This window comes from Pseudoalteromonas sp. SANK 73390 (assembly GCF_054966645.1).
The window spans coordinates 64,158-90,996 of the sequence record NZ_ARPN01000178.1 but is presented as its reverse complement, the minus strand read 5'-3'; the positions used below and the strand labels follow the sequence as shown (position 1 = coordinate 90,996).

The following is a 26,839-nucleotide window of genomic DNA, read 5'->3' as shown; positions in this document are numbered from 1 at the left end:
CACTGTGTGAAAACTATTTTGCTATACTTTAATGTACGCACATATTCTAGGTAGCACTGTGGTAAAAAATAGACAGTATTTATTGTTAGCATTAACTGGCCTGTGCTTTTTATGCTTAAGTCTTCGATGCAATAGCTATGACGTTTTAGCACTGCCAACGCTAACCGTAGTAACAGAGCTATCTCCACCTAATCAAACCTACAGTAATGGAGTTGTGGGTGGTACTAGCACTGGGCTTGTACAAGAATTACTGCAGCTCAGTGGTTTAAAAGCAAACTATCAAATCTACCCCTGGGCAAGAGCGTTTAAAGTTGCAAGCGAACAAGCAAACACCTTGATTTACAGTATTGCTAGAACACCTTTACGAGAGCAACACTTTCATTGGATTGGTCCAGTTGCTAAATTTGAACTTGGCTTTGTCACCAATGCATATCGTAGTGATGTGATTGTAAACTCTTTAGAAGATGCAAAAAAATATAGGCTTGCTATACAAAGAGGAGACATTGCAGTTGAAAGATTAAAGGAATATGGTTTTGATTACGTGTTGACATCTGACATTACTCAGTCATATAAATTATTAGTCACTAATAAAGTCGATCTTGTACTTGATGACCCTAGATACGTTAAGTCTATGGCTGATACTTTAAACCTTCCAAAAGGCCATTTCCGTTTCTTATTAAGTGTACCAAATTTATCTTTACATGGTTATTTAGCGGCGAATATTCATACCCCAGATGAAGTCATTAAAAAATTACGCATCGCATTTGAAGGTATAAAACGCACTCAAGCTTATCAAGAAGTACTGACAGGTTATCATTAGAGTGGATTGATTGAATAAAAAGTTTAAACATAAAAAAAGCAAGCCTTAACTTGCTTCTATATGATCATATAAGCCAAAAGCTTAGATTGCAGTGATGTTCTCTGCCTGTGGACCTTTTTGGCCTGTAGCTAAAGTGAACTCAACACGTTGGCCTTCAGTTAGAGTGCGGAAACCGTCACCTTTAATTGCGCTGAAATGAGCAAAAACGTCTGGACCATTCTCTTGAGCAATGAAACCAAAACCTTTTGACTCGTTGAACCACTTAACTGTGCCAGTTACTGTATTAGACATATCTTGATATCCTGATTTAAAAATTTAACTATGCCCATCTGGGCGCATAGAGCAAAAATTAGACGGTACTTAAAAACTTCAGGACGGTACTACAAGTATAACTTATACAACAACGTAATGGAGATTTATAAACACTGACATATATTTTTGTCTGATTTCAGTCTAACGAGATGAACTGCCAAGTCAACCGATTTTGCGGCCGATGAAATGAAATTTCTATGACACTCTATTAACACTTTTAATTTGTAATAATATTGAATTAATCACGCTAAAAAAAATAATAAAAAAGAATTTAAAAAAGAATATTTGAGCTCGTGATACCTCTGTTGGTTATCTATTCACTTACCATAACGGACCTGTATGTAATCAAAAAAACCAGCCCCCTTAAGTGCTTGCTAAACGCTAAAATTAATTTATCCAGCGTATTTAAAATATAAGTGCTGGTTTTTAAGCAGCTTTGCACTAACTTTAGAGTACACCAAAAAACTCAAAAAGGTTGAAGTCATGAGTGAAACAACATCAGACTTAGAAGAAACCGTTTTTTTTAGTCAACTTATGCAAGAATGCTCTGTGCTGCAACTTCTCAAGCAAGTGCTTATGCACTCTCACCATGCTGTTGTCATAACCACAGCGGATGAATCACAAGGTTACCCCATTGTGTATGCTAATCAGGTATTTTGCGATCATACCGGTTACGAGCTGGCAGAACTTGTGGGCGAATCACCACGCATTTTTCAAGGCCCTGATAGCAACCATACTGTGATCAGAAAAATTACACCTGCATTGAAAAAAAATGGTTACTTTTATGGCGCTTCAATGAATTATAGAAAAAATGGCTCTGTTTACCCTGTTGAGTGGAATATTTCTGAGGTTAAAAATGAAAATAACGAAGTAACACACTACATATCTATGCAAAAAGACTTAAGCAACCTCAAACGTGTGGCTGAACAAATCAAGGATACTAACGAGCTGTTTAAGCGCTTTTATGCCACTCAAGCTAAGCGAGGCACAAGTAATGAAAGCAACTCAAGCAGCGCAACTATTACAACAGAAGTAGTAGAAACGCTTAAAAGTAATGAAAAAATTTATAACGCGAATTTACGTACTGAAGAAAATGAAGATTTATTTGAAAATGCGTTTTTCGACTTTTCACCCGATGAAATGGGGGCACTGGGTAACAAAACAGACAAATCTCCAATCAGTGCCGAGCAGTTTTGGAAAGAAAGCCCAATTGCAGAAGATGACATTACCTCCTTAACTGAGTCGATAAAAGAATTAGATACTGAAATAGGTATGGCGGAAGCACTCAATAGCGGAGTCAATTATCAGAACATTGCAAACTATATGAAAGAAATTGCCAATAACTTGTATTTTTGCGTCGAGTTTAACGACGGTGCATTAATAATTGATGAAGTAGCAAATATATTGCGCAAGCAACCTGATGATGCTGATTTACCGATGGAAATGCTGTCAATGTTTAACAAAGATGTTGCCGATTGGGTAGACAGTGTTTTTGTTAACAGAGATGCTGATAATATTTTCTCTGGTGAAAACAATACAATTGCTGCCGGCAACCAACTTCTTTCATTTATCAAATAACGAACTGTATTGGAGCACTCAGTAGCACAGAGTGCTTCCAAACTTTTTCACTGACAAAATTATTTTTTACTTAATATACCAAGAGCTTGTTTGTATGCTTCAACAATAAGGTCAGAGCCATTATTTTCGATAAAATTATTAAACTGAGGTGATGCATTTAACTCAATTAAGTAAAGTTCATCGTGTTCATCAATAATAATATCAAAACCTACCCAACCCATGGAAAATTCATTGTAGATAGGGGCAATAAAGTCAGCTAGTTGCTTAAACAACGTGCGATCTGTTACTAACGAAGCTTGCTCCCCTTGCTCCCAGTACTTAACATTAAAAGTAGCAGCTGCATTACCACGTAGGTAGGCCAAAACAGGTTTCCCATATACGCAAAGTAGGCGATATTCAGCTTTAGGTTTTATAAATGATTGGGCAAGCGCTAAATAATCATAATGTTCTGATTGACGGTTAAATACTGCCTTTAGCGCACTTTCTGCTTCTAATGCATCCGCGCATAAAAACACGTTTTCACCCAATGCCCCTTTATTTTGTTTTACAACAACAGGGTATTTGAGGTTATCATCTATATTAGCAAGCGCTGACGCCATACTATTATGCTGTTTATACTGATTGTACTTAGCTGCCACATTAAAATCTAAAAAGCTCAACGTAGTAGGAAAACGAACAATATCCTTCAATAACTGATAGCTATGGCTTTTATCTTTACAAATGCAAAATGCTACTTCTGAGTTAAACGGCGTTTTATTAAGCTCGAAATATTGCCAACTATTGTCCATTTTAACACGTACAAAGTTTTGTTCTGAGTCTATAAATTGGTGTTCAAGTCCCATCTCATCACAAGCTTTCACAAGGCACTTTATATTATTTTCCATATTACTTTTTGCTCTCGCTAAGTGTAAAAAACCAATGAAGAATAATGCTCTACCTTCATAAAAACCACTCGTTTAAAGTGATGAGATCCTCAAGCAAGTTCAAAATAACTAATTAGGAAAACGGCAGTACCCAAACAGACGTCTGTTGTCTTCCTGACTAAGGTAAAGGTCTCTTAAAAGATCTGCATTACTGCGTTCATTGGTTTATGTGCTGTATTAAAAATCAGAATAGATTGCGAGTACGCAAAAAGCGATAAGCCACAACCTAAAAAACAGTATTAATCTGCGCGACCCATAAATTTTTTCTCATCAGTATTGATGCGAATTTTATCACCTGTAGAGATGTGTTCTGGCACCTGTACTACAAGGCCTGTAGTGAGTGTTGCGGGCTTGGTGCGGGCACTTGCAGAAGCGCCTTTAATTGAAGGTGAAGTCTCTTCTATAACAAGTTCAACACTTGAGGGTAAATCAATTGATACTGGCGAGCCTTCAACAACCACAGCGAGTAAACCTTTCGTATCTTCATTAACAAATAGCACTTGATCTTCAATACTACTTTTATTGAGATTATATGGCGTGTAATCTTCATCATCCATGAAAACATACTCATCTCCATCAATGTATGAAAACATCACTGGACGACGTACTAAGTCAGCTAGGGTTAGCATTTCATCCGCTTTGAATGTTTCATCAACCTTGCCACCATTGACAACATCGTACATACGCATGCGATACAAACTACCACCTGCTCTACCTTGTGGCACTGAGCGCTCTATATCTCTTACAATCATTACGCGATTGTTATATTCAATTGCTGCATGTTTTTTTATTTCACTGGCCTTAGGCATGACTATTTCTCTTAAAATTATTTTGGCAAAAAATTACCACGTTATTGCCATATAGCCAAGCACTAAGGCCAGATAAATTAAGCTTATAGCGTTATATCGACTAACGTAAAATCAGCCATAACGCATGGATTATGCCAGGTACAAAAAACAAAATACTTAACAAAATATTTATAACTAAGTCTTTACCTACACCACTATTTAACGCAACTGCAATAGGTGGAAATATAATTGCCAATATGATCAACACCAGTTTATTCATTGTCTTCTCCATAATTATGAATTGTTAGGAACGTAGTTCAGCACAACCAACTCGCCCACTTTAAGGCTAATGCAAAAACCCACCTTTGCAATGCAAGCTAACATTTTTAACAAAATAAAATAAACAAAGATTACGGTATTTTGTTTAGCAGCTTAACTTAACTCAATTAGCTCTTCCATTTGAGGTAGATAGAGATTTTAGTTCTCTCTATCTTCCTCATAAAATAATTATCCAATTGTACGAGACTGACTTATGCTTTGATCTACTTTAATAATTGACTCAATATCTTGTGCCGACTTGGGTCTAGAAAAGTAATAACCTTGCAGCTGCTGACACCCAGCTTCGGCTAACTTTGTAGCTTGTTCAGCAGTCTCAACGCCTTCAGCAACACAGTTAACATGTAAACTCTTTGCCATATTGACAATAACAATGGCCAATTCCCCTTTCGTTCTTCCCTGAGTAAGCTCTGCAACAAACTTTTGATCTACTTTAATCGTGTCAAAATTTAGGTATTTTAAATAACTGAGGCTAGAGTAACCTGTACCAAAATCGTCAATTGCCACTTTAATCCCACACTCCTGAACCTCAAAAAGTGTTTGCTTCATCGCTTCAATATTGGACACTAATGAGGACTCTGTAATCTCTATCTCTATGTTGTTAGGTGGAATGTTGTACTCATTTAAAGACGCAGTAAACGCTTTAACAAATTTAGGCTCAACAAGCTGCAATACCGATATATTTACACTCAATATCAGCGTTGGCATTTTTTTAAGCCAACCAGAAAAGTCACTAAAAGCTTGGTTTAATAATTGATTCGATACCTTCTCAATTAAATTAGCTTCTTCGGCAATGTTAATAAAGCTATCAGGGCCCTGTAATACGCCTTGATGTTGCCAACGAGCAAGCATTTCTAACTTCTCTAATAAATAGCTCTGCGCATTAACAACGGGTTGATAATAAGGTATAAATTCGTTTTCTTGCACTCCACTGACAATAGCTGCTTCTTGCGCTATACGAAGTTCTGCGGCCTGATCAAGCTCTATGCTGTAAAATTCATAATCACTTTTGCTGACCTTTTTGGCTCGATACATCGCCGTATCAGCATGCTTCATTAAAGATTCGGCACAGTCACCATCTTGCGGATATATTGCTATTCCAGCACTAACCGATAGTTCAACGTGAGTACTGTCTAACTCATATCCACCTGACACACAATTGAGTATTTTTTTAACTACTTTCGCCACTTGATGCTTGTCTTTCGTCTTATCTAGCAACAAAACAAATTCATCCCCCCCCATTCGTGACACTGTATCACAAGCGCGTATGCTCCGAGTAAAGCGACAGGCCACTTGTTTTAACAATAAATCACCCACGTCATGTCCTAAAGAATCATTAATTTTTTTAAATTTATCTAAATCAACAAAAGCCACTGCAAATTTATGGCTTTCTCTTTTCGCTCGCTTGCAAAATTGCGACAATCTATCTTGTAATAAAAGCCTATTAGGTAATCCTGTAAGCACATCATGGTGAGCCATATGATTTAGCTTTCTAGACATTAAACGAGATTCAGACACATCCTGAAAAACCATAACTGCGCCTACTATTTCACCATTTTTAAGGTAAATAGGGGAGATAGAATCTTGTACTGCAAACTCAAGCTGTAAGTGGTTTCTCACACAGGTTAATTCGGGTAACCCCATTAGCTGATTGTTTTTAATGCATTGTTCGATAAGGCCCCTAATAGGCTGTTTGGTATCTTCATTATAGAGCGGCATAACTTCATCAAATGGCATCCCTTCAACTTCACGAGTCAGTTTCGCTAATATCGCTTCTGAGACAGGGTTCATGTAAGTGACTTTGCCATTTACATCAGTACAAATAACACCATCACCGATAGAGCTTAAAGTCACCTCTAACAATTCTTTTTCTTGTTCTAACACATCAGCTAATTTTATTTGCTCAGATATATCTTGCAAAAAACATAGCGTAGAATGCCCTTGCTCAAATTCAAAAACTTGGGCTTTAAAATTAACTATCAAATTTTTGCCATACTTATCGACTAAAGTTAGGGCATCTAATTTAAATTTGTGCGCGTAATTAAGTTGGTGCGATAAAAAAGATTGCTTATCTTTGTCTGATATAAAACTATCTAATCTCCTACCAATTATATGTAATCTTGAAATTTGGATAGCTGATAAAAACCCTTCGCTTACCTCCAAGATAACCCCGTCACTGTTGAGCGTGAGCAACATTTCTGGACTCAATTCAAAGGTATGTTCAAAATTAATATTGAGTTGCTTTAAGCGCATATAAGAATTGTTTGTAATTTTTTTATACCGCCACAGTACTAATGCAATGCAATAACCTGAGACTAGGGTGACAAACAGCGTATACCCTAAGTTAAGCATATTATCATTGAGCAAGGGGACATTTGCATACCATACAATGCCAGCGGAGCCACCTAAAATATAGCCAACCAAACTCAGTAATTTAAAACTATACAAAACAGCACTTACTGCCAGTAAAACCACTGTCATGATAGTAAATACGCTCCATGAGAATAGCGCAGTCATTGCCATAAGGCTTATCATCACAAAACATAACAAAATGTGACGAAATTTATAAACCTCTTGAAGGTATACATCGCCTCGGGCTTGGTATAATAAGATAAAAGGCGTACCTATTAACAACCCTAGCGTATTGGTCACAACCCAAACAGCTAATAAAAATGAAAAGCTGAATGATGTATGCATACTTGCTATCACACAGCTCAAAACTCCAAAACACAGTGATGGCAAGATTGTGAATTGTGTAATTTGAATGGCTATTTTTTTAACCGAACTGAGAGTCACGTCAAAGTTGCACTTATTTACTAATAATTCACTAAGTAATAAAACTGCTATCAAGTTTAAAAATATTAAAACACTTGCCAAATAGTAATTAATTGGGAGAAAAAACAAAGCAACAAAAATGATTAAGCTAACAATAAAACATATTGCTGCACGTATAGAAAATGCTTGATTGATCATAGCTCCAAGCAACCAAACACTCACGCCGCTTAAGGAGATAATAGTAAGTTCTGATGGTAGTTGAAATAATAGAGCAATGACGATTGCTAAATAACCCAAAACCCAAAAAACAGATGTTTCATGTGGCCAACCTAACCTTGGTTTACAAAATGGGGCAGTTCATTCAGTTAAAAATATGAGTCAGAGATACACATTTAGCAAGGCTGCGGCTCAATATTGCAGATTTTTATAGGTTTTTTGGGCGAATAAAGTGAAAGTTATCTATGCTCTAAAAATTGCAATATATGAGTATCTTTGATGACCAATAAAAGTAAAGTAACTTTAGCAATTGAAAATTTTGTTCGTGTTGCGAATATAGTTTCCAACTTAGACAAGATTTTGCAAGAAGCTAAAAACCTCTCGCTAACCGCTAAAAATGCGCGTGTTGTGGCACTCAGAGCGGGTGACTCAGCCTATGGGTTTAAGCCTATTACAAATTTTATTGATGAATTCTCTGAACTGACAATCAAAACAACCAAAAGTATTTCGCTGCTTTCCAGTAATCTATTTGCCATTGCCTTAGCCGTAGTGAGGTATAGCGAATTTCAACAACGCTTAAATACTGCGTTTGAAATCACCAATCACCGTGACATTGTTCAGTTACAACATCAAGGAAATATAGATCTTCTAAGAACAATGAAACAACTAGAATCTGCCATTGCTCACTTAGAAGGTTATTTTGACGACATTTTAAAACAGATGCGCAGCGCAGAATATATCGCGGTCACTAGTCGTGTTGAAGCCTCTAATGCTGGAGAGTTTAGTGAGAGCTTACAGTCGGTATCAAATTTTATCACCAGCGCTGCAAAAAAAATAAAGCAAGCCATCAATGACAATTTAAAAGAGATGCACCTAATAAGAGGAGCTTTACGTTGAAATCAACAGAAATCTACAGCTCAGCTACACATTCTTGGATAGTACTGGGGCGGGACTCACAAAAGTCTGAGAGCATCATAGATACCAACCAATACTTAATAAAAAGCGCTGATGAAGCTATTATTTTAGACCCTGGTGGAATCGAGCTATTTTCACCTATGTTGGCAAGCCTCCTTAAACACGTAAAGCTCGAGAATATCACTGCCCTATTTGCGTCACACCAAGACCCAGACATTATTTCATCACTTGGACTTTGGGACAAAGCAGTACCACATGCAACACTGTATGCGCCATGGCTTTGGGAAGGCTTTATCCGGCACTTTGGAATAGACAACATTAATTATCAACCTATCAAAGACGAAGGAGGTGAAGTAAAAATAGCTAAAGCAACGTTGAAATTTATCCCTGCCCATTATTTGCACTCCTCTGGTAACTTTAATGTGTATGACCCCAAAGCAAAGATTTTAATGAGTGGTGATATCGGCGCGGCATTAGAAAAAGGTGAACCTCCTATGTTCGTAGAAGATTTTGCGAGCCACATAAAATATATGGAATATTTTCATCGTCGCTGGATGCCCTCAAATCGCGCTAAAAACAATTGGATTTCACGTGTTCGCGAATTAGAAGTCGACATGATGGCACCGCAACATGGCCGAATATTTAAAGGAGATATGGTACATGAGTTTTTAGAGTGGTTTGCACGCCTAGATGTCGGTAGTGCCTGCGAATAGCTTGCACTAACGTAAACTTGCTTTTATACCATTAATCGCCTGAAAAAAGAGCTTATTTTTAGCCAAGAAAACCTACTCAATAACAGGGTGTAAATTTTACTATTGACTTGTTTTAAATGAGAAATTTAATTCTAAACTTTGATTAAATATTTATGTAAATTGGTATTAAGCATCTGACCAAATTGCTAATTCATTGCCACTTGGTTCAATAAAATGAAACCGGCGACCACCTGGGAAGCTAAAAATTTCTTTGCTGATAACCCCACCCGCTTGTAGCACCTTCTCCTTTATCAGCTCTAATTCAGAGCTATAAAGTACCACTAAAACACTACCGTTAGCTGTGCTGGCAGCCAAGTCGCTACGATAAAACCCCCCCTCTAAACCTGCATTACTAAAAGCAATATAATCCGGTCCATAATGTTCAAACTGCCATGCAAATGCATGATTAAAAAACCGCTCTGTTTGCGCCAAGTCTGCTGCCGCAAACTCAACATAATTAATATGGTTTTGCATATTCATCTATTTCCCTGTAAAGCATTAATGCGAATAAATAATCCGCTTATTCTTGTTTACTACACAATATCACTACTCTCCCATTATATACGACCAATGTCTATTGGTTAAAAATAATACAGCACGTACATTTGACCTTGATACAATATGTTAACTATAGGAGATCATTATGATCAAGAAAATAATTACCGCGTCAGGTTTACTCTTTCTATTGCTTTTTTATTCACATAGTTATGCAAATAACTGCCACGACATCAACGAATATCCTAATTGGACTCAGAGCAATTGGGCTGGAGTTTATGATCATGCACTTGCTGGGGATAAAATGCACCACCAAGGTGTTCTATATCGTGCTAACTGGTGGACTAATGCAATACCTGGCAGCACTGGTGCTTGGCAAAAGCTGGGGTTATGTGAAACTCAACCTCCGGTACAAGGTGGGCCATTTAGTCGCCATGGTAAGCTCAGTGTATGTGGTACAACACTATGCAACGAAAGCAAAATACCCGTTCAATTACGAGGCATGAGTTCTCATGGGCTACAATGGTTTGGCTTAAATAAATGCCTAACAACAAAATCAATGGAAGTGTTAGCACAGCAATGGCAGGCAGATATTGTTCGCTTAAGTCTCTATGTTCAAGAAGGTGGCTATATAACCGACCCTGTAGGCTTTACAGAACAAGTAAACCAACTCATTACAATGGCTTCCAACCTTGATATGTATGTACTAATAGATTGGCACCAATTAAACCCTGGTGATCCGAACGAAAATTTACAAGCCGCTAAGCAGTTTTTCAATGATATTGTATTGGCTAATAAACACCGCAGTAATATTATTTATGATATCGCCAATGAGCCAAACGGTGTAAATTGGCAAAGTATTCATGATTATGCAATCGAAGTAATTCCTGTCATTCGTGACTTAGACCCAGACGCAGTGGTACTGGTGGGTACGCATGGTTGGTCAACATTTGGCGCATCTGATGGAGGCAGTTATATGGATATAGTGAATAGCCCGCTACCATTTGCCAATATTATGTATACCTTCCATTTTTATGCCGCATCTCATCGGGAGTTTCACCGTAATATGCTAGATAAAGCCTCTGATGTACTGCCTGTTTTCGTAACCGAATGGGGCACTCAGAATTACAAAGGTGAAGATGAAAATGACTTTGTTAGTGCGCAAGCTTATATTGATCTCATGGCCAATAAAAAAATTAGCTGGACCAATTGGAACTACTCCGATGATTGGCGCTCTGGTGCTGTTTTTAAAGCTGGCTCTTGCCAACAAGGTAACTTCGATGACTCACAATTAAAAGAGGCTGGAATATGGGTAAAGCAACAAATACTTAATGGTCGCTAATGAATGGAAGCCTATTGAAAGCAGGCTACTTGTAACTGTACAAGTAGCCATTAATATTTAAAACTTACCGACTACTTTGACGCTATCTGTTACCTTTGCACTATCAACATAACCAATCGCGTCGGTATTTGCTGCAACAAAGTCAATCACAGCTTGCTCACTGCCTAACGCTTCTGGAGGTGTTCCTTTGCCAGTAAATATCAACTTCGACCAATACGCCTTATATTGACTACTTGATTTACCGACTACATTAGCTGTGAACTTACCCACTGAGTCGCCACTGCTTAACCCGACAGCATTAACCTTAGTACCATCACTAAAAGACTTCATTTTACCTAAATAAATCTTTGCAATGGCTTCTTTGTCTAACGCAGCGTTATTGCTTGGGTTAATTATGACTGCTACTTCTGCCTGTATAGCGGCACTGACAGCTAATAGTGTGCCTGCCACAAAATATTTTTTCATATGTGCCCCCTAAAATACCAAATCAATAGCAACGGCTATCACATCATTGTCTTGATTACTTAGGTCGTTATCTAGACGGCTCCACTCGACCTTGAGCGCAGCAGATGGATGAAAATCATAACGCGCGCCCACAGATACTGTATTAGTGTCGTTATGAGCTGTTCGTAAAGCATTATTCATTGCATCTTTAATAAGAGGTGCATTGGGGTTAGTTGAGTCTGTCGAAACCCTTATTTGCTCTCCATTAGCTGCCGTAATGGTTTCAGGCACTTGATTAAAACGACTCGCTGGGTGTTCATCATCATTACCCTCGTAAGTTAAATGCACAGTCCAATCATTTATTCTATACCCAACCGAAATATAATATTGTGACTGCTCAGCAAGCAAGCTATTGTCTACCTCAATTTCGGTATATTCGCCATCAAGTAAAAAGTTATTATAATCAATTGCAAAACCTACACCGATGAACGTGCCATCATCTTCATTAATTAACAACTTATTATATTCATCTTGAATCCCAAATTGCTGTAATGCATTTGCCAAACCGGTTAACTGGGCTGAGTTGTCAAGACTAATGGTAGTTTCTGCCATAACATAGGAAGCTCGTAAAGTGAGCCAATCTCGAGTCATGGTCCAATTAAAACCAAGAATATCATTTAACTTACCACGGTCTTGACCAGTAACAGCGATAAAGTCCCCTTCAAAACGCCCATAAACAGCTTGCGCAGTAGAGTCCCAATCGCCAATTTGAGTGTTATGTAAAAGACTCAGCCCCGTTGGAGTAGAAAATGCAAAGTTATATACTGACTGAGGTGGACGTATCCATCTGTATGCGTAACCTACTTCAATAAAGTCTGAATAGCGAAACAAAGGTAAACGCATTTTACCAGCACTTATACGCAGTGAATCATTTATATCATAAGATACATACGCCCACTCAAACTTAGCATCATAATCATCCCGACCTCTAGAGACTATCTGAGCCGTAGCACTTAACCCATCTCCTAAGTCAGACGAAACCTGAATAGCGAACATACTTTCATTGCTAAATGATACTTCATCTTCATATCCAAATACGGCCATATTGTCATCAGAGGCAGAGCCTGCAACAATAGAAGCAAAACCGTTAATACGTAAATCGGCTCCATAAGCAGTACCATTTAAGGCGCAGCACAAAGCCCCAGCTATCAATTGTTTTTTCATTGTGTCATCCCAAGTGATAATTAATTTAATATCAATATCGACTTGAGTATAGGAGTGAATTTTATTTTTAACGTAGTAATCACGAAAAAAATCATGCCCAAGAGTTAGCCTTTAATTGATGATTCTGAATCATATTTTGAGAATGAGTACACCTTAGGTACAGCAAAATATAATAAGCCCTCTAAAAAGAGGGCTTATTAATATATGCTTATATAACTCGTTAGCCTAGTTTGCGCAGTAACCCTTGCGTATTTTGCCGCATCGTATTAGACACCATAAAATACCCAATCAACGCAACAAAGCCCGCACCTACGGCCGGGCCAAGCACCCATACATAAGGGTGCATTTTTCCATCCACGTCAAACAACTGCTGCTGAATGACCAATAAAGTAACATCGCTCACCAAAGCAGCAACAAGCCCTGCAATTGCACCTAATAATAAAAATTCATATAAGGTAGCCAATTTTATCAATCGCCCTCGGGCACCCAAAGTGCGTAATATCACCACCTCTTGCATGCGCTCTGCAAGACTAGCTTGGACCTGTGACACCAGTACAAGCGCGCCGCTGATCAGTACAATTGCCAGTACAAATCCAATTGCCAACGACACCTGAGCTATAATTGATTGCGCTTGTTCCAAGCGGCTTTTTATGTCAATCATGCTTATTGTTGGATAGCGTTGCAACAAACTACTAATTGCCTGCGTGTGACTATTATCAAGTTTTGCTGCACTGAAATATGTAACGGGCACTTTACCTGCCATATTAGGGCTTAGAATCATCACAAAGTTAGGCTTTAAAGTGCCCCAATCTACGCTTCTAAAGCTAGTAACCACCGCATCAAAACGCTGTTCATTAACTAAAAAGCTTATCTCATCACCTAACTCTAAGTCTAACCTCTCTTGCCACCCATCAAATACCGACACCTCAATACGCTCGCTTGGGTTATTGCTACCAAACCACTTACCTTGCGTTATTTCATTTCCTTCAGGTAATTCAGTTAGCCAAGTTAAGTTTGGCTCTCGATTTACACCTTCTCGTTCACTGTCCTCTTTTTCTTCACCTTCTTGGCGAGAAATTCTGCGCGCCAACTCTTCCCCATTAATAGCATCAACCCGCGCATTAAAGACCGGAAAAAATGCTTCGTGTGTTATGTTGTTTTGCTCAAAAAAGTCATCCAATGGCTGTACTTCATTTTGCCCAATATTAATCAAAAACATATTTGGCGCATCTGCTGGCACTTGTGTTTGCCAATCAGAGATCATGTCGTTTTTAAGTACCACTAAAAACAGCATTAGCTTAATTGCTAAGGCAAAGCTAATTAATTGGACAGCGTTAGCATTTGCCCGCTTTTGCAATGTAGCAATGGCCAGTGACCAGCTAGAGCCGGGGCTAAGCCCAAGCTTTCTTCCAGCACTAAAAACAAGACGGGATATACCAAATAATACGGCAATAACCAGTAACGTAGAGCCAAACAAAATTAGCGTAGTGAGTAATTGCCCACTAAACATCCACATTAATAAAAATATGGTCAACAAAGATAGACCTATATGAATGCGACTCAAAGCGAGCTTATCACCTAAGCTTCGACGTAAAACACGTAACGGTGGAATATCAAACAAATCGAGTAATGGCTTTAGTGAAAACATAAGTGCGCAAACAATACCGATAAACACCGATAGTAACCAAGGCCTAACACCTGCAACAGGTAGCTCTGTGCCCATAAACTTTGCTAAGTAAGCGGCTCCAATATGCTGCAACACAAAGCCTAATAACAAACCCACTAAAATTGAAAAGCCAGTAACTAAACTTAGATGCAATAAATAAATATTGCGGATCACTTGCCTACTTCCACCAAGCGTTTTCATCATTGCGACGGGGTCATATTGGCGCTCGCAATAGCGCTTTGCCGATACCGCCATCGCGACAGCTGCCAGCATAATTCCGAATAAACCAGCAAGAAGGAGAAACCGCTCTGCTCGTGCTAAATTGTTACCAAGCGGTGATTGCCTATCCTTTATGCCTTGCCATGATTGATTTGCTTTAAGTTGTGGTTTCAACCAAGCGTAGTAGTCACTTAATTGTTGCTCTTGGCCTGCAAATAGTAGCCTGTGAAACACTCGACTCCCGGGTTGAACCGCTTGTGTTGCTGCTATGTCATCGTAACTTAATAATACCCGACGATTGCCCGCTAACGAAAAAAACGGTGCATCAGGCTCGTTCACTAGCACTTTTGAAACAATGAAGTTTCCAGCTCCAAGTTCCACTTGGTCGCCAACTTTAAGCCCTAAACTATAAAACAACCCTTCACTTAGCCAAACATTGCCTTTGTTAGGCCCACCTCTTACTTCGTAGGGAGTACCATTAAGTTTATCCTTCAAAGTAACCACTCCTCTTAGAGGATATTCCGGTGATACTGCCTTTACAGAGCCCAATATAAGCTCTTCATTGGCAAACAGCATTGAATCAAAATACAGCATTTTTGCTGTTTCAAGCCCAAACTCAGCACCTTTAGCTAAAATGTGTGGTTCGATAGGGTGATTGCTGGAAAGACGACGATCTGCGGCGATAAAGTCACTGGTTTTTTGCTCTATGTTTAACCCTATTCGCTGCGTCACGGATGACAAACTAAACACGGTTAACACCGCCAGTGCTATTGCAGCAAAGATAATAGACAACTCACCTCTGCGAAACTCTCTGGCAAAGAGTTTAAATGCTAATTTAACCCACATAGGCAGCCTCTCCATTACGAATAGTTTCAAGCTTCCCAGCTTCAATATGGATAATACGGTCGCATTGTTTGGCTAGATGCTCATCGTGCGTAACCAATATAAGTGTTGTGCCGTTTTGTTTATTGAGATCAAACAGTAACTTTTCAACTAAATGACCATTTTTACTATCTAAATTCGCTGATGGCTCATCGGCAAATAAGATTTTAGGTGAACCAATAAATGCCCGTGCTATGGCAACACGTTGTTGCTCTCCACCTGACAATTGTGATGGATAATGCTCTAAACGATGTGACAGGCCTACTTTTTCCAGCAAGCTTAAAGCCTGCTGCTTTGCATTGCTATCTCCTGCCAATTCAGCGGGGAGCATCACATTTTCAAGCGCAGTTAAGCTTTGTACCAGCATAAAAGATTGAAATACAAAACCAACTTTTTTGGCTCTAAGTTGTGCTCTCGCCTCTTCATTGAGTTCACTCAATTGCTCACCATCTAAACAAATATCGCCCTTACTCGCTACATCAAGACCAGCAAGTAAGCTAAGTAACGTGGATTTTCCAGAGCCTGAAGCCCCAACAATCGCAACTGACTCTCCTGACTTGACAGAAAAATTGATATCGCTGAGGATAGTGAGCTCGCCCTCTAGGGTATTTACTGATTTAGTAAGCCCAGTGACGTTAATAATATTTAACTGAGAAAGTACTGACATGACGCGTTTTTTCCTAAAGTTCTTAGTGCTCTTTGCGCTAGCGCTACATCCAATTAGCAGTTTTGCCAAAGATAGAATTATGATTATTGGAGATAGCTTAAGCGCAGGCTATGGCCTTAAACAAGCACAAGCTTGGGTTAATTTGTTACAAAATAAATACGATACACAGCAAAAACCGATCGAATTAATTAATACAGCAATTAGTGGTCAAACAACAGATAACGCTTTACTTAAAGTTGACGCTTGGCTAAAAGCCCATAAACCAAGCCATGTGTTAATTGAACTAGGTGGCAATGATGGCATAAGAGGTTTCCCTGTTAAATTATTAAGAAAACATTTAACTGAGTTAGTCACTAAAAGCCAGCAAGCGGGTGCACATGTTGCACTTATGGAGATCCACATTCCTCCAAATCTAGGGCCACGATACACGCAAATGTTTACACAAAGCTACGAAAAAGTCTCCAAACAAACAGGTGCTTACTTAATGCCATACTTTATGTTGCCTATTGCTGTTAATCCAGCACTCATGCAAGACGATAACCTACATCCAAATGCCAAAGCTCAACCGTTAATTAGAGACTTTATGGAAAAAGAGATTGCAACTTGGTTAAGTAGTAGCAAACATAATAAATGAGTAGGTTAGGATTTTGAGAAAGGAGTTGGGCTGGTAATTCCAGCTCTGCCACCAAAATTGTGACGGAGCTGGTCTTTATTTACATGTTACTAATTTTAATAAAAATGGTATTAGGCATGTGCCTGAGTCAGCCACTTTATAAAACTTCTAGCATCGCTTGATGTTGAAAAACGCGTATTTTTCAAACCCGCTTTATCTGCAAAAGTAACACTACTTTTATTGACTGAGATTGACAGCACAGGCTGCGCTATTTGGATCACAGATCCATTATATTCATATGACATAGAAAACTCACAAACTTAATGCCAGCATTTGACTGGCAAATTTATATATAAGCTTCACTACAGTTTTGACGATATTCCCAACGGTCACGGTCTTTTTTAAGACAAGTTCTACCAGCGAGGATGTGCTGGCTATTTGGTCGCCGTACAATAATTCAGCTTTCGATTTTTTTAATGCTGGCTTACTGGATCAGGGTAAGAAAGGACATTACAAGTCGCTCTGTAAATTCACAAGAGCAAAACCAAGTTGATAAATATACCATTAAATAAAACTTACACACAAGTAATATTTTCAACATTTTACGTAAAACCCAACTAACTGCTCCAACTTTCCCGTGTTGTTTATAATCCTATTACTTTAGACAGGTGTGTACTCAAGCTTAAATCTACTTGATGACTTGGCGCTTTTAGTTCAACTAGCGCGTCATCAAAATCCCCTTTACTAAAGTGATCATAAATATTGTTTGATAACGCGTAAGGCTCACTCGGCATACCTAAAAATGGAAAGATCATCCTATCTAGCTGACCATCACTGTCTTTGTCATGAATAACATTTATGGCATATTTTCCTGCTGGTAGATTATTGAATACCACTAAAGTATTTGGCTTAGTTGGACTGACTACTTTTTTGGTAAAGTAATGCGCTTTCGGGTCGTTAATATTTAAACCTGCATGGAAGTCTGCACTATTGTCATGGATCATCACAAGTAATTGCCCTTCTTCACTATGGACATTACTGATGTTTATCACCAGTTGCGTCGCCTCTCCCCGCTTCGTATTCACGCTTTGCTTGGTTGTTGATTGGCACGCCATTAAAACCACACTAGCCGCCACCATTGTCAATATTTTATACATAAACTAACCTCCTTATTTTAGGGCGTGTTGATCTTTACTATATGTTTTTAACATAACAGCATTCATGTGTGATAAATATCATATCGATACGCTATTTTTGTAAAAATATGTAGACTTAGTAAATACCTACAAAAACTTACCCAATATTGAGATTTTATACAGACATGAACAAACCTAATATCACGATACATTATTGTGTGTTATGCCAATGGCTACTTCGTAGCGGCTGGCTAGCGCAAGAGTTACTTTCAACATTCTCCGATGAATTACAACAAGTTGCGCTGTCACCAGCATCAAAAGGTATCTTTCAAATTTACTATAACGATGAACTTATTTGGTGCCGAGTGCTGAATGGTGGTTTCCCAGATGCCAAAGTTTTGAAACGCAGAGTGAGAGACAAATTAGATCCAACGAGAAATCTAGGCCATATAGATAGCTAAAATATATATTTAGAGATTGATTATTAAATGGCATTTGGTTAATTTAATTAAACTTTCACAATACATTAGAAAGCTGCACTTAAAAATTAACTGTAAATTCACCGTGCTTTTGCAATAGAGGTGATATGCTGATATAACATGTAAAAAAGGTACATCCATCAATTGGATTAAATAATAAAAATGAAATTTAGTTTTAGCCATTTTGAATTTGACTGCGACGCTTTAGTACTCACTAATAAGGGTAAAGTTTTTTCGCTAAACGAAAAGCCAGCCAAATTACTCGCACTTCTCATCATGGGTGCCGATCGTATTCACAGTAAAGATGAAATATTAGAGACAGTTTGGCCCGGTCGTACTGTGACAAACCAAGTTGTCTTTCAAAGTATTGGTCACCTTAGAGCTCTGTTTGGTGATGATGCAATTAAAACCTTTTCTCGTAAAGGATATCAATGGCAATTGCCCCTGGTTCCGGTAAAAGACGATGATCATGCTAATAACAAAGCGCCAGAGCAAGAGGAACTATCAACAAACAAACACAATGAAAGACATGCTAATTCAAGCGATGAGCCCGCTGAACCATCGACACCATCAGCAAGAATTAATAGATCGACAGCAATTTGGCCTGTGGCAGCAGTTACAATATTGGGTGTACTCGCTGGCGTTTACTTCTTAGTTTGATCAATTTAAGCTAAACGCTCATTATTTAGGTCACAATGCCTAAATAATGGAAGCGGTATGTTAAATACATCAAACTGCGGACTAATCGTTATAGATATACAAGGAAAGCTGGCTCACAAGGTTGCCAATAGTTCAGAGCTTATCGCCAACACCAGAACGTTGATTCTAGGTTGTCAGGCGCTCAAACTGCCTATTCTTTGGCTGGAACAGACGCCTGATAAATTAGGTATTACAGTTAAAGAACTTGCGCAGCTAATGCCTTTTGAGCAGCCCATAGCGAAAACAACATTCAGTGGGTGTGCTAATCACACGTTTATGCAGCGATTAAGACATACCAATAAATGCCATTGGCTAATTTGTGGCATTGAAGCACATATTTGTGTGTACCAAACTGCCTCTGATTTGCTTGCATTGAACTTCAATGTAGTACTCATAGATGATGCTATTTCATCTCGTAGTGCCAGTCATAAAGCACTCGCCTTGCAAAAATTACAGCATAACGGTGCGCAATTAAGCAATATTGAAATGTGTCTGTATGAGCTACTAGCTGACTCACTACACCCCGAATTTAAAACTATTTTACAACTAATTAAGTAAAGAAACACAACATGCTACTTACTCAGCATGTTTTATATACAGGTATCCATTCATGGCAAGAGAGTATAAATCCTCTCAATTAAGTGGAGGTTACTGAGTAAAGGGGAGCATGATGTATAAAGATGTGCCCCCTTTTACGGCTCAAGGCTCATTCGTTACTTAACTCCATAGCTTGACTGGCAAGTACCGTTTGCAAAGCTTCATCCATTTTCTTTATGAAATCATGTTTATAAGGGAACTTACTGAGTGAATCTTTAACATAGCCTATATGTGCCGTGTGTCTAACAACGACTCTGTCTTCTGAAAGGTTATTTAAGTCAAACTCTGGGTGTAAGCGTTTAACATTTCTAAGCCCAAGCAGCGTTGAAAGCCTATCATTCACATAGCAATCAATACGCCGTTTTGCTAATTTTATTATGTTTGAATAAGTATCTTTATTTTCCCATAACTTGATCTTGCCTTGCTTACTGGCCTGTTCTAGTCCATCATCTAAGATCATATACCCCGCATTTAAACCCACATTAATAGGACTAGCCGTGGTATCTCTAGTTTCTATATCAACCAAAGAAACACCTTTATTACAAAAGGCGACCACCACTTCTTCAAGCAGAGGAACAGAATATGGCCAAATAAAGGGTCTGCGCTTAATATGTTTGTAAGGTGGCATTAATGCAAAGCTATCACCATTTTCAAGCGCCGCTAATCCTCTCTTCCAAGGTACAGGGTGTAATTCTACAATATATTTATCATCAATTAACTTGATTGCTTGGCGGACTAAATCTACATAAACACCGGCAAGCTCGCCGTTATTTACATAAGTATAAGGTGGGTAACTTTCGTCAACCAAAATGGTCACTCTGTATTGTGGTTCAGCTTGAATTGGCCAGATAATCATCGCTATCAAAAGCGTCATTAATAGCGACCAAAAGTGCGCTTTTTTTCGCATAATAATCTCTTACCCGCTTTCACAATGAATTTCTACTAAGTGTGAAACCACTCTAATAACATCACACATTTAAATCATCTCCTCACAAACTACGTTATAGGCAGCGCCTGATGCTACAAGGTAAACTTAGACAGTAATGTTTCTTGTTCGTGTGCGTGTTCGGCCAATTTATCGCTAGCACGGTATTGCTTGTCAGCAAAACTGCCCACTTCAACACTAATATCATTAATATAGTTAGTGTTTTTATTAATTTCCTCAATAACCACACTTTGCTGCTCTATCGCAGTAGCAATTTGAATATTCCTATCCATTAGCTCTTTCACCGCTTCTGTTATTTCGTCTAGCATATCCGTTGCTTGTTCTGTTTGCTCCACACATAACTGTGTTTTATCACGGCTACTCCCCATTGACTGTTGCACTTGGCCAGAAGACACTTGAATTTGGTCAATCATGGCTTTAATTTCAGTTGTAGATTCTTGTGTTTTTGATGCTAAAGAGCGAACTTCGTCAGCCACAACTGCAAACCCCCGACCTTGCTCACCTGCACGTGCTGCTTCAATTGCAGCATTTAGAGCCAATAAATTTGTTTGTTCTGCAATTCCGTTGATAACGGATAAAATATTCTCAATACTTTGACTATATTCAGCCAACTGTGTACTGAGCGTATGCGACTGCTCAATATCCTGCGCAAGTGCAGTTATCTGCTCTTTGGCTTGCAAAAATACACTTTGCCCTTCGGCCGTTTTATCATTTACATGCGTTATAGAACTGGCTGCTTGCTGAGCATTGCCTGCAATTTCAGTAGACGTGGTACTCATTTGGTGCATTGCAGTGGCTAAGCTCTCAATTAAGCTAACTTGCTCATCGAGTTTTTTCATTGAATCAGTAGAAAGTGATTTGGCAGAATCACTACTACTGACTACCTGATCAGCACGTTCTTTTACACTAGAAACTAACTGCTGAAGAGATGCTAAGAAAAGGTTAAATTGGCGCGCAACCACACCACACTCATCCTCATTAACAATTTTAAGACGACGTGTTAAATCTCCACCACCGCTTGCCATGCCTGTAATTGCCTGCTCTAAATCTTTTAATGGTTTAAGTAAGTGTAGTGCTAAGGTACGCACACAGATAACGCCAAATAACACTGCTATCACTGCAATGATCAATGAATTTATCGTAATATCGAATAATGTTTCGTAAGCTAGCGATTTATCTATTAACACAGCTAGATACCAGTTTGTCCCAAAATCATTATCCAAAGCATGTAAATAAAATAACTTTATACCATCTTTAGTTGCTACTTCGGTCAATATATCCTGTTTTGAAATCGACAGTTCAGGATAGATTTGCTCAATGCCTTGACCATTAAATTTTGGATTCTGGTGAGTTATAATTTTGCCATTACTGTCAACAAGAAAGGCATATCCAGTATTGTCAAAATTCACAGCATTAACGCTTTTGGCGATAACATCAAGGCTTATATCTCCACCAACAACGCCTTTTAATTGACCATTAGCTGTGATGGAGGATACTACTGACAGTAACAACTCCCCAGTTGCTGCGTCTATATAAGGACTTGTAAAAACAGTGTTTTCTTGTTTTTTACCAAGCTGATACCAGCCTCGCTGACGAAAGTCAACACCAGGAGGGTTTTGCCTATTTGGGTTATTTGAACGCAACTGTGATTCATTTTCTAAGGTGCCAAAAGCAAGTAAAAACTCTTCCTTTAAAAACGGTGTGTTTAGCTTTTCTTGAAACTGCTCAACACTAAAATTTTGCGCCAGCTGGCTTTTTATCACATTAATTTGGCTTGCTTTTATCGCTAACCAATTATCAATACTAATGGCTAGCAGTTGCGTACTGTCACTGACGTGAGCGTGTGTCTTAGCTTTGACTGAGTTACTCACAAACCAATACGTTGACCATGTAGTAATTGAAATTATAAGTAAAATAACGACAGCAGAAGTAACGGAGAACTTGGTGCGGATCTGCATTTTTTGACACCTAAACAAAAATTAGCCTGATTTCAAAAGTGTTGTCTATAATTCGGTGAATGGCAACTATCTAAAGTGAAAGCGATGCGAATTATTAATCAATATATATTTGCTCTAGCAGCTCTTGCAGTTTTATTCACCAGCCAAACGGTAAGTGCAGCACCTGCTGTTACCATGGCAGATATTGAAGCATTAGAAGCTCAGCTAGAAAAACTAAAAGCACGACTACTAGAACAAAACAAACAACCCAAAACTGTTCATAAAACACCCCAAAATACGACAATAAAACCCCAGCAATCAACCCAAACCAAACCTATCACAGAAACAACGATAGATGTTTATGCCACCATCAGGCCAACCTTTGGCTTAATTGATGAACAAACACAAAGCAATTGGGACATAAGAGACGCACTGTCTCATAGCGGTTTTAAGGTGACACATGAATTTGCTGATGGATGGGCTGCTGAACTCCACGGCGAGTGGGGGATAGATTTAGCTAACGAAGGCAACTTTGGCAAATCTAGGCGTGCTTATACCGCTATTTCAACACCCTACGGTCGCTTTGGCATTGGTAAACAAAGGCCAGCACAATACCTATTTATTGCCGAATACGTGGATATTTTTAACCATTCAGCCAGCCCTTTTGCCTATGATCCTGAAAGCATTTTCTTTGTTGATAACTTGCTCAGTTACCGCCTAGATAAAGGCCCATTTACTTTTGTTGCCGTGGGGCAATTTGATGGCAATAATGGCGATAATCAAACTGATTTATTTAATACCGGGCTAAGTTATGATGCGCATGGCTTTCATGCTGCAATCACTTATCAACACAATGACGTTTATGACAGTGATATCCAACTGGGGGAAAACCGTATTTGGGCCAGCTCTTTCGCCTATGAATTTACAGATAAGTTCTATGGTGCGGTGTCTTATCAAGATAAAGACTATGACCGAATTAACAATACCTTATCTAGACAAGGACATACATTTGACTTGTCACTCGCTTATCGACTAGCCAAACATTACAAACTTAAAACGGGTATTTTTGATTTTAGCGACGGTTACCATAGCAATGATGCCAATAATCAAAGCTTTGATGGCTACAACATCACACTTGAATGGCTACCAACTCCGCCATTGAGAGTGCACCTAGAGTATTTAAATAAATCGTTCGATAACCAACATGATATGCAATCAATATCCGTTGGCTTTCGTTATGACTTTAAGCATCAGTGGCAATATCAATAGGTCGGTTTAATTACCAAGTTACTGCATCTAAGAATGCTGAATTATTTAGGTTCCATTTAGATCTGTATTTTAAATGTGATCTGTGGCTGAGACTGCTCATTTGTTTTGCTGTAATGAGAGGAAAGTAGCTGATTCTTTGCCAACTTACGAAACATAAATATTTTATCAGAGGCTGTTGAACTTTAAAGTATGGATTTTGTTCAAATCAAAGGCTTCCATTACGCGAAATGACAAAGTAGTGGAAGCCTTAAGTTGAACCCTTTGGGTATTTTTCTACGTTATCATATGGCTTACATAGACTAACTATGGATGCAGGCTCTGCCTAGGGAGAATACCCGAATGACTTCAGAAAAAGCACACAGAAAAGTTCCCCCCTACTCACTCAATTTTTTAATGCTAAATCATCAAAAGAATAAGCAAGTTAAGTAATTAGCCAACAAATAAACCGACGGCGTAAAAACGAATGAGTTTATTTGCGAGTGACTCCATCATTGGCTACCTTTACTTACAGCCATATGGAAATAATCAAAATTAGGAAAGCTTGTGAATATACTGTCCGTTGACGATAACCCTCAAAACAGAATGGTTCTTGAAAAGGCACTCTCTAAGCAATACGACATTACTTCTTCCAATGGCAGTGATCCCATACTTGAGCTAATGGAAACACATCAGCCTCAAGTCGTTCTAATGGATATTATGCTAGGCACTAACTATACAGGTTACGACTTAGTCAAAGAAATCAAAGCACACGGTGCATACAACGAATGTGAAATTATCTTTATCTCGGCATTAACATCAAGCGAAGACAAATTAACCGCTTACGGCAGTGGTGGAGATGACTACATTGCCAAACCAGTAGACTTCAAAGAGTTACGTGAAAAGCTCAAGCGAGTTGAGCTGCGTATATCTGAGCGCAATGACTTAAAAGAAATGTTTGAAATGGCCTCTTCCACGGCTTTTACTTCCATGCAACAAGCAAGTGAGTTGGGTGAACTGGTTACCTTTTTTACCGACAACCTTGAGGTGTCTGACCTTAACATACTGTTTGAAAACATAAAGCACTACTACGCAAATGCAGGCGTAACTTGTTGTATTGAGTTTCGAGTCGCGGGCCAACATGAGCAATTCCCCAAGCAAACTATCACCGATTTGGAAAAAGAAATTCTCGAATTAGGACGAAATGCTAAACGTATTGTGCCCTTTGGTTCGAACTTATTATTTAACTCTCCAAATTGCTCAATGCTCGTTAAGGGTATCCATGCAAATGATGAAGATGTTATTGGCCGTCTTCGCGATAACTTTGCCATTTTACTTACAATTATTGACAGTCGAGTCGACTTTATTGAAGAACAAGTTGAAAAAAGCAATATACGACAAAAAGCACTCAATAACCTTAAAAGCCAGCTAACCGATGATTTTGGTACGATCAAAACGCTCTGCTTCAACCAAGATGCACAGATAAAGCAACTCGTTAATGACTTATCCCAAGCGGTACAACTTAAAATTATTACCTTAGGCTTAGATGAAGAGCAAGAATCAGAGTTGATGTGCTTAGTAGATGAAACAAAAGAAGTTGTTGAAGAAACATTGGGATTATCTTTTGTGCTAGAAGACAAACTTAGAAATATCACTGACCGCCTAAAAGCCGTTGAATAACAGCCAATATAAAGCAATCTACAACCAACAAAGTTATTTTATATTCATAAACTAGGTCACTAACAGTGGAAGAGATACGACACAATTCAGTTATCCTTGCTATTGATGATAACCCAACAAACTTAAAGTTATTGCACCGGTTGCTCAGCGCTAGGGGTTATCAAAATGTGCATTTACTGTCTGACTCTCGCGAAGCTGTAAATACCTTTTTAGATTTACAACCTGATCTCATTTTGCTTGATATCAATATGCCTGATTTAGACGGCTTTGAAGTCATGGATGCATTATTTGCACTCAACTTAAAATTAATGCCTCCAATAGTCATTATCTCTGCACAACAAAGCATTGAAAGTACATTAACAGCTTTAAGAAAAGGTGCGCGAGATTACGTTTCAAAACCATTTGAAAAAAATGAACTTCTCATGCGAGTACAAAACTTATTAGATGCGCATCTAGCCCACAAAATGCTCAACGATCAAGCACAAGTACTTGAGCAAATGGTCAACCATAGGACAAAGGAACTGCATAGCACGCGGTTGAGTGTTGTACAAAGGCTCGGTATGGCCGCTGAATATAAAGATGAAGAAACAGGTAACCATATTCTACGTATGAGTCATATTTGCATGCTGCTGGCACAACAACTTGGCTGGTCAGATTACAGGTGTAAACTATTACTCCATGCAAGCCCTATGCATGATATCGGTAAGATTGGTATCCCTGACTCCATCTTATTAAAAGCAGGCCCATTAGACCCACAACAGTGGGAAATAATGAAAACACATGCTCAAATTGGAGGAGAGTTGTTAGGTGGTGACAACTCAGATTTGATGATTATGGCAAGAAGTATCGCCTTAACACATCATGAAAAATACAATGGTACAGGCTACCCGTATGGACTCCAACAAGAAGAGATCCCTATAGAAGGCAGAATTGCTGCAATTGCAGACGTATATGACGCCTTAACCTCTACTAGGCCCTATAAACAAGCTTGGAGTACCGAAGCGGCTTTAAATTACATAAAAGAGCAAAGTGGACAGCATTTTGACCCAACTATCGCAGAAATATTTTTGAGTAACGTGCAACATGTTTTACATATTAAAAACCGCTTTCAAGACTAGGCTTATTGTCAGCAGCATAGTTGTCATTAATTTTA

The 26,839-nt window shown here is 38.6% G+C and carries 26 protein-coding genes; 12 read left to right on the top strand and 14 right to left on the bottom strand.

The annotated features are described in order from the left end of the window. Window positions 1-58 precede the first annotated feature (58 nt). Window positions 59-820, top strand: a complete 762-nt coding sequence (locus tag SANK73390_RS19860) for a substrate-binding periplasmic protein (RefSeq protein ID WP_462768076.1) — start codon at window positions 59-61, stop codon at window positions 818-820. Window positions 821-901: 81 nt separating this feature from the next. Here the strand turns inward: SANK73390_RS19860 and SANK73390_RS19855 are convergent, their stop codons facing one another. After that, entirely contained in the window at window positions 902-1,111 is a 210-nt protein-coding gene (locus SANK73390_RS19855; protein ID WP_261593627.1) for a cold-shock protein, read from the bottom strand. Window positions 1,112-1,615: 504 nt separating this feature from the next. Between SANK73390_RS19855 and SANK73390_RS19850 the strand changes: the two genes are divergently transcribed. Further along, window positions 1,616-2,710 carry a PAS domain-containing protein gene (locus SANK73390_RS19850; RefSeq protein WP_462768075.1) on the top strand — a complete coding sequence of 365 codons (1,095 nt, stop codon included), beginning with the start codon at window positions 1,616-1,618 and terminating at the stop codon, window positions 2,708-2,710. Window positions 2,711-2,769: 59 nt separating this feature from the next. On the opposite strand, the gene SANK73390_RS19845 is transcribed toward SANK73390_RS19850, so the two are convergent. From SANK73390_RS19845 to SANK73390_RS19830, 4 genes are all read right to left on the bottom strand, one after another. Next, window positions 2,770-3,594, bottom strand: a complete 825-nt coding sequence (locus tag SANK73390_RS19845; protein ID WP_462768074.1) for an ATP-grasp domain-containing protein — start codon at window positions 3,592-3,594, stop codon at window positions 2,770-2,772. A gap of 278 nt (window positions 3,595-3,872) precedes the next feature. After that, complete coding sequence (gene efpL, locus SANK73390_RS19840) at window positions 3,873-4,442, bottom strand: elongation factor P-like protein EfpL (protein ID WP_462768073.1); 570 nt, start codon at window positions 4,440-4,442, stop codon at window positions 3,873-3,875. A 100-nt stretch (window positions 4,443-4,542) separates the two neighbouring features. Further along, window positions 4,543-4,701, bottom strand: a complete 159-nt coding sequence (locus SANK73390_RS19835) for a YqaE/Pmp3 family membrane protein (RefSeq protein WP_261593622.1) — start codon at window positions 4,699-4,701, stop codon at window positions 4,543-4,545. Between the two features lie 227 nt (window positions 4,702-4,928). Then, window positions 4,929-7,454: a sensor domain-containing protein gene (locus SANK73390_RS19830; protein WP_462768072.1), complete on the bottom strand. Its 2,526-nt coding sequence runs from the start codon at window positions 7,452-7,454 to the stop codon at window positions 4,929-4,931. Window positions 7,455-8,027: 573 nt separating this feature from the next. On the opposite strand from SANK73390_RS19830, the gene SANK73390_RS19825 reads away from it, so the two are divergent. Further along, a complete protein-coding gene (locus SANK73390_RS19825) occupies window positions 8,028-8,645 on the top strand; it encodes a chemotaxis protein (RefSeq protein ID WP_462768071.1) in 618 nt (205 codons plus the stop codon). After that, complete coding sequence (locus SANK73390_RS19820) at window positions 8,642-9,376, top strand: oxygen-binding di-iron domain-containing protein (protein WP_462768070.1); 735 nt, start codon at window positions 8,642-8,644, stop codon at window positions 9,374-9,376. Before SANK73390_RS19825 ends, SANK73390_RS19820 begins: the two co-directional genes overlap by 4 nt. Window positions 9,377-9,541: 165 nt before the next feature. On the opposite strand, the gene SANK73390_RS19815 is transcribed toward SANK73390_RS19820, so the two are convergent. Then, window positions 9,542-9,889, bottom strand: coding sequence for a VOC family protein (locus SANK73390_RS19815; RefSeq protein WP_462768078.1), 348 nt, complete (start codon window positions 9,887-9,889; stop codon window positions 9,542-9,544). A gap of 169 nt (window positions 9,890-10,058) precedes the next feature. On the opposite strand from SANK73390_RS19815, the gene SANK73390_RS19810 reads away from it, so the two are divergent. Beyond that, entirely contained in the window at window positions 10,059-11,252 is a 1,194-nt protein-coding gene (locus SANK73390_RS19810) for a cellulase family glycosylhydrolase (protein ID WP_462768069.1), read from the top strand. Window positions 11,253-11,309: 57 nt separating this feature from the next. Here the strand turns inward: SANK73390_RS19810 and SANK73390_RS19805 are convergent, their stop codons facing one another. The 4 genes from SANK73390_RS19805 to SANK73390_RS19790 all read right to left on the bottom strand — a co-directional run bounded on the left by SANK73390_RS19805 (window position 11,310) and on the right by SANK73390_RS19790 (window position 16,354). Next, window positions 11,310-11,717 (bottom strand): type 2 periplasmic-binding domain-containing protein, encoded by a 408-nt coding sequence (locus tag SANK73390_RS19805; RefSeq protein WP_462768068.1) that lies wholly within the window; start codon window positions 11,715-11,717, stop codon window positions 11,310-11,312. Window positions 11,718-11,726: 9 nt separating this feature from the next. Further along, a complete protein-coding gene (locus tag SANK73390_RS19800; RefSeq protein WP_462768067.1) occupies window positions 11,727-12,920 on the bottom strand; it encodes a porin in 1,194 nt (397 codons plus the stop codon). A gap of 220 nt (window positions 12,921-13,140) precedes the next feature. After that, window positions 13,141-15,651, bottom strand: coding sequence for an ABC transporter permease (locus SANK73390_RS19795; protein ID WP_462768066.1), 2,511 nt, complete (start codon window positions 15,649-15,651; stop codon window positions 13,141-13,143). After that, window positions 15,641-16,354: an ABC transporter ATP-binding protein gene (locus tag SANK73390_RS19790; protein ID WP_462768065.1), complete on the bottom strand. Its 714-nt coding sequence runs from the start codon at window positions 16,352-16,354 to the stop codon at window positions 15,641-15,643. The genes SANK73390_RS19795 and SANK73390_RS19790 overlap by 11 nt, the downstream gene beginning before the upstream one ends. On the opposite strand from SANK73390_RS19790, the gene SANK73390_RS19785 reads away from it, so the two are divergent. Then, entirely contained in the window at window positions 16,353-16,988 is a 636-nt protein-coding gene (locus SANK73390_RS19785) for an arylesterase (protein WP_462768064.1), read from the top strand. The genes SANK73390_RS19790 and SANK73390_RS19785 overlap by 2 nt on opposite strands. A 110-nt stretch (window positions 16,989-17,098) precedes the next feature. Here the strand turns inward: SANK73390_RS19785 and SANK73390_RS19780 are convergent, their stop codons facing one another. Further along, window positions 17,099-17,272, bottom strand: a complete 174-nt coding sequence (locus tag SANK73390_RS19780) for a hypothetical protein (protein WP_261593610.1) — start codon at window positions 17,270-17,272, stop codon at window positions 17,099-17,101. 339 nt (window positions 17,273-17,611) lie between these two features. Further along, window positions 17,612-18,124 carry a DUF2141 domain-containing protein gene (locus tag SANK73390_RS19775; RefSeq protein ID WP_462768063.1) on the bottom strand — a complete coding sequence of 171 codons (513 nt, stop codon included), beginning with the start codon at window positions 18,122-18,124 and terminating at the stop codon, window positions 17,612-17,614. 164 nt (window positions 18,125-18,288) lie between these two features. On the opposite strand from SANK73390_RS19775, the gene SANK73390_RS19770 reads away from it, so the two are divergent. The 3 genes from SANK73390_RS19770 (at window position 18,289) to SANK73390_RS19760 (ending at window position 19,839) form a co-directional block, all read left to right on the top strand. Continuing rightward, window positions 18,289-18,564: an Rdx family protein gene (locus SANK73390_RS19770; RefSeq protein WP_462768062.1), complete on the top strand. Its 276-nt coding sequence runs from the start codon at window positions 18,289-18,291 to the stop codon at window positions 18,562-18,564. Window positions 18,565-18,744: 180 nt separating this feature from the next. Then, window positions 18,745-19,242, top strand: coding sequence for a winged helix-turn-helix domain-containing protein (locus SANK73390_RS19765; protein WP_462768061.1), 498 nt, complete (start codon window positions 18,745-18,747; stop codon window positions 19,240-19,242). 57 nt (window positions 19,243-19,299) lie between these two features. Beyond that, window positions 19,300-19,839: an isochorismatase family protein gene (locus SANK73390_RS19760; RefSeq protein ID WP_462768060.1), complete on the top strand. Its 540-nt coding sequence runs from the start codon at window positions 19,300-19,302 to the stop codon at window positions 19,837-19,839. Between the two features lie 148 nt (window positions 19,840-19,987). On the opposite strand, the gene SANK73390_RS19755 is transcribed toward SANK73390_RS19760, so the two are convergent. Beyond that, a complete protein-coding gene (locus SANK73390_RS19755; protein ID WP_462768059.1) occupies window positions 19,988-20,785 on the bottom strand; it encodes a substrate-binding periplasmic protein in 798 nt (265 codons plus the stop codon). A 113-nt stretch (window positions 20,786-20,898) separates the two neighbouring features. Next, window positions 20,899-22,782 (bottom strand): methyl-accepting chemotaxis protein, encoded by a 1,884-nt coding sequence (locus tag SANK73390_RS19750; RefSeq protein WP_462768058.1) that lies wholly within the window; start codon window positions 22,780-22,782, stop codon window positions 20,899-20,901. A gap of 84 nt (window positions 22,783-22,866) precedes the next feature. Between SANK73390_RS19750 and SANK73390_RS19745 the strand changes: the two genes are divergently transcribed. From SANK73390_RS19745 to SANK73390_RS19735, 3 genes are all read left to right on the top strand, one after another. Then, window positions 22,867-24,030, top strand: coding sequence for a porin (locus tag SANK73390_RS19745; RefSeq protein ID WP_462768057.1), 1,164 nt, complete (start codon window positions 22,867-22,869; stop codon window positions 24,028-24,030). 543 nt (window positions 24,031-24,573) lie between these two features. After that, complete coding sequence (locus SANK73390_RS19740) at window positions 24,574-25,686, top strand: response regulator (RefSeq protein ID WP_261593601.1); 1,113 nt, start codon at window positions 24,574-24,576, stop codon at window positions 25,684-25,686. A gap of 65 nt (window positions 25,687-25,751) precedes the next feature. After that, window positions 25,752-26,804: an HD-GYP domain-containing protein gene (locus SANK73390_RS19735; RefSeq protein WP_462768056.1), complete on the top strand. Its 1,053-nt coding sequence runs from the start codon at window positions 25,752-25,754 to the stop codon at window positions 26,802-26,804. Window positions 26,805-26,839: the final 35 nt, after the last annotated feature.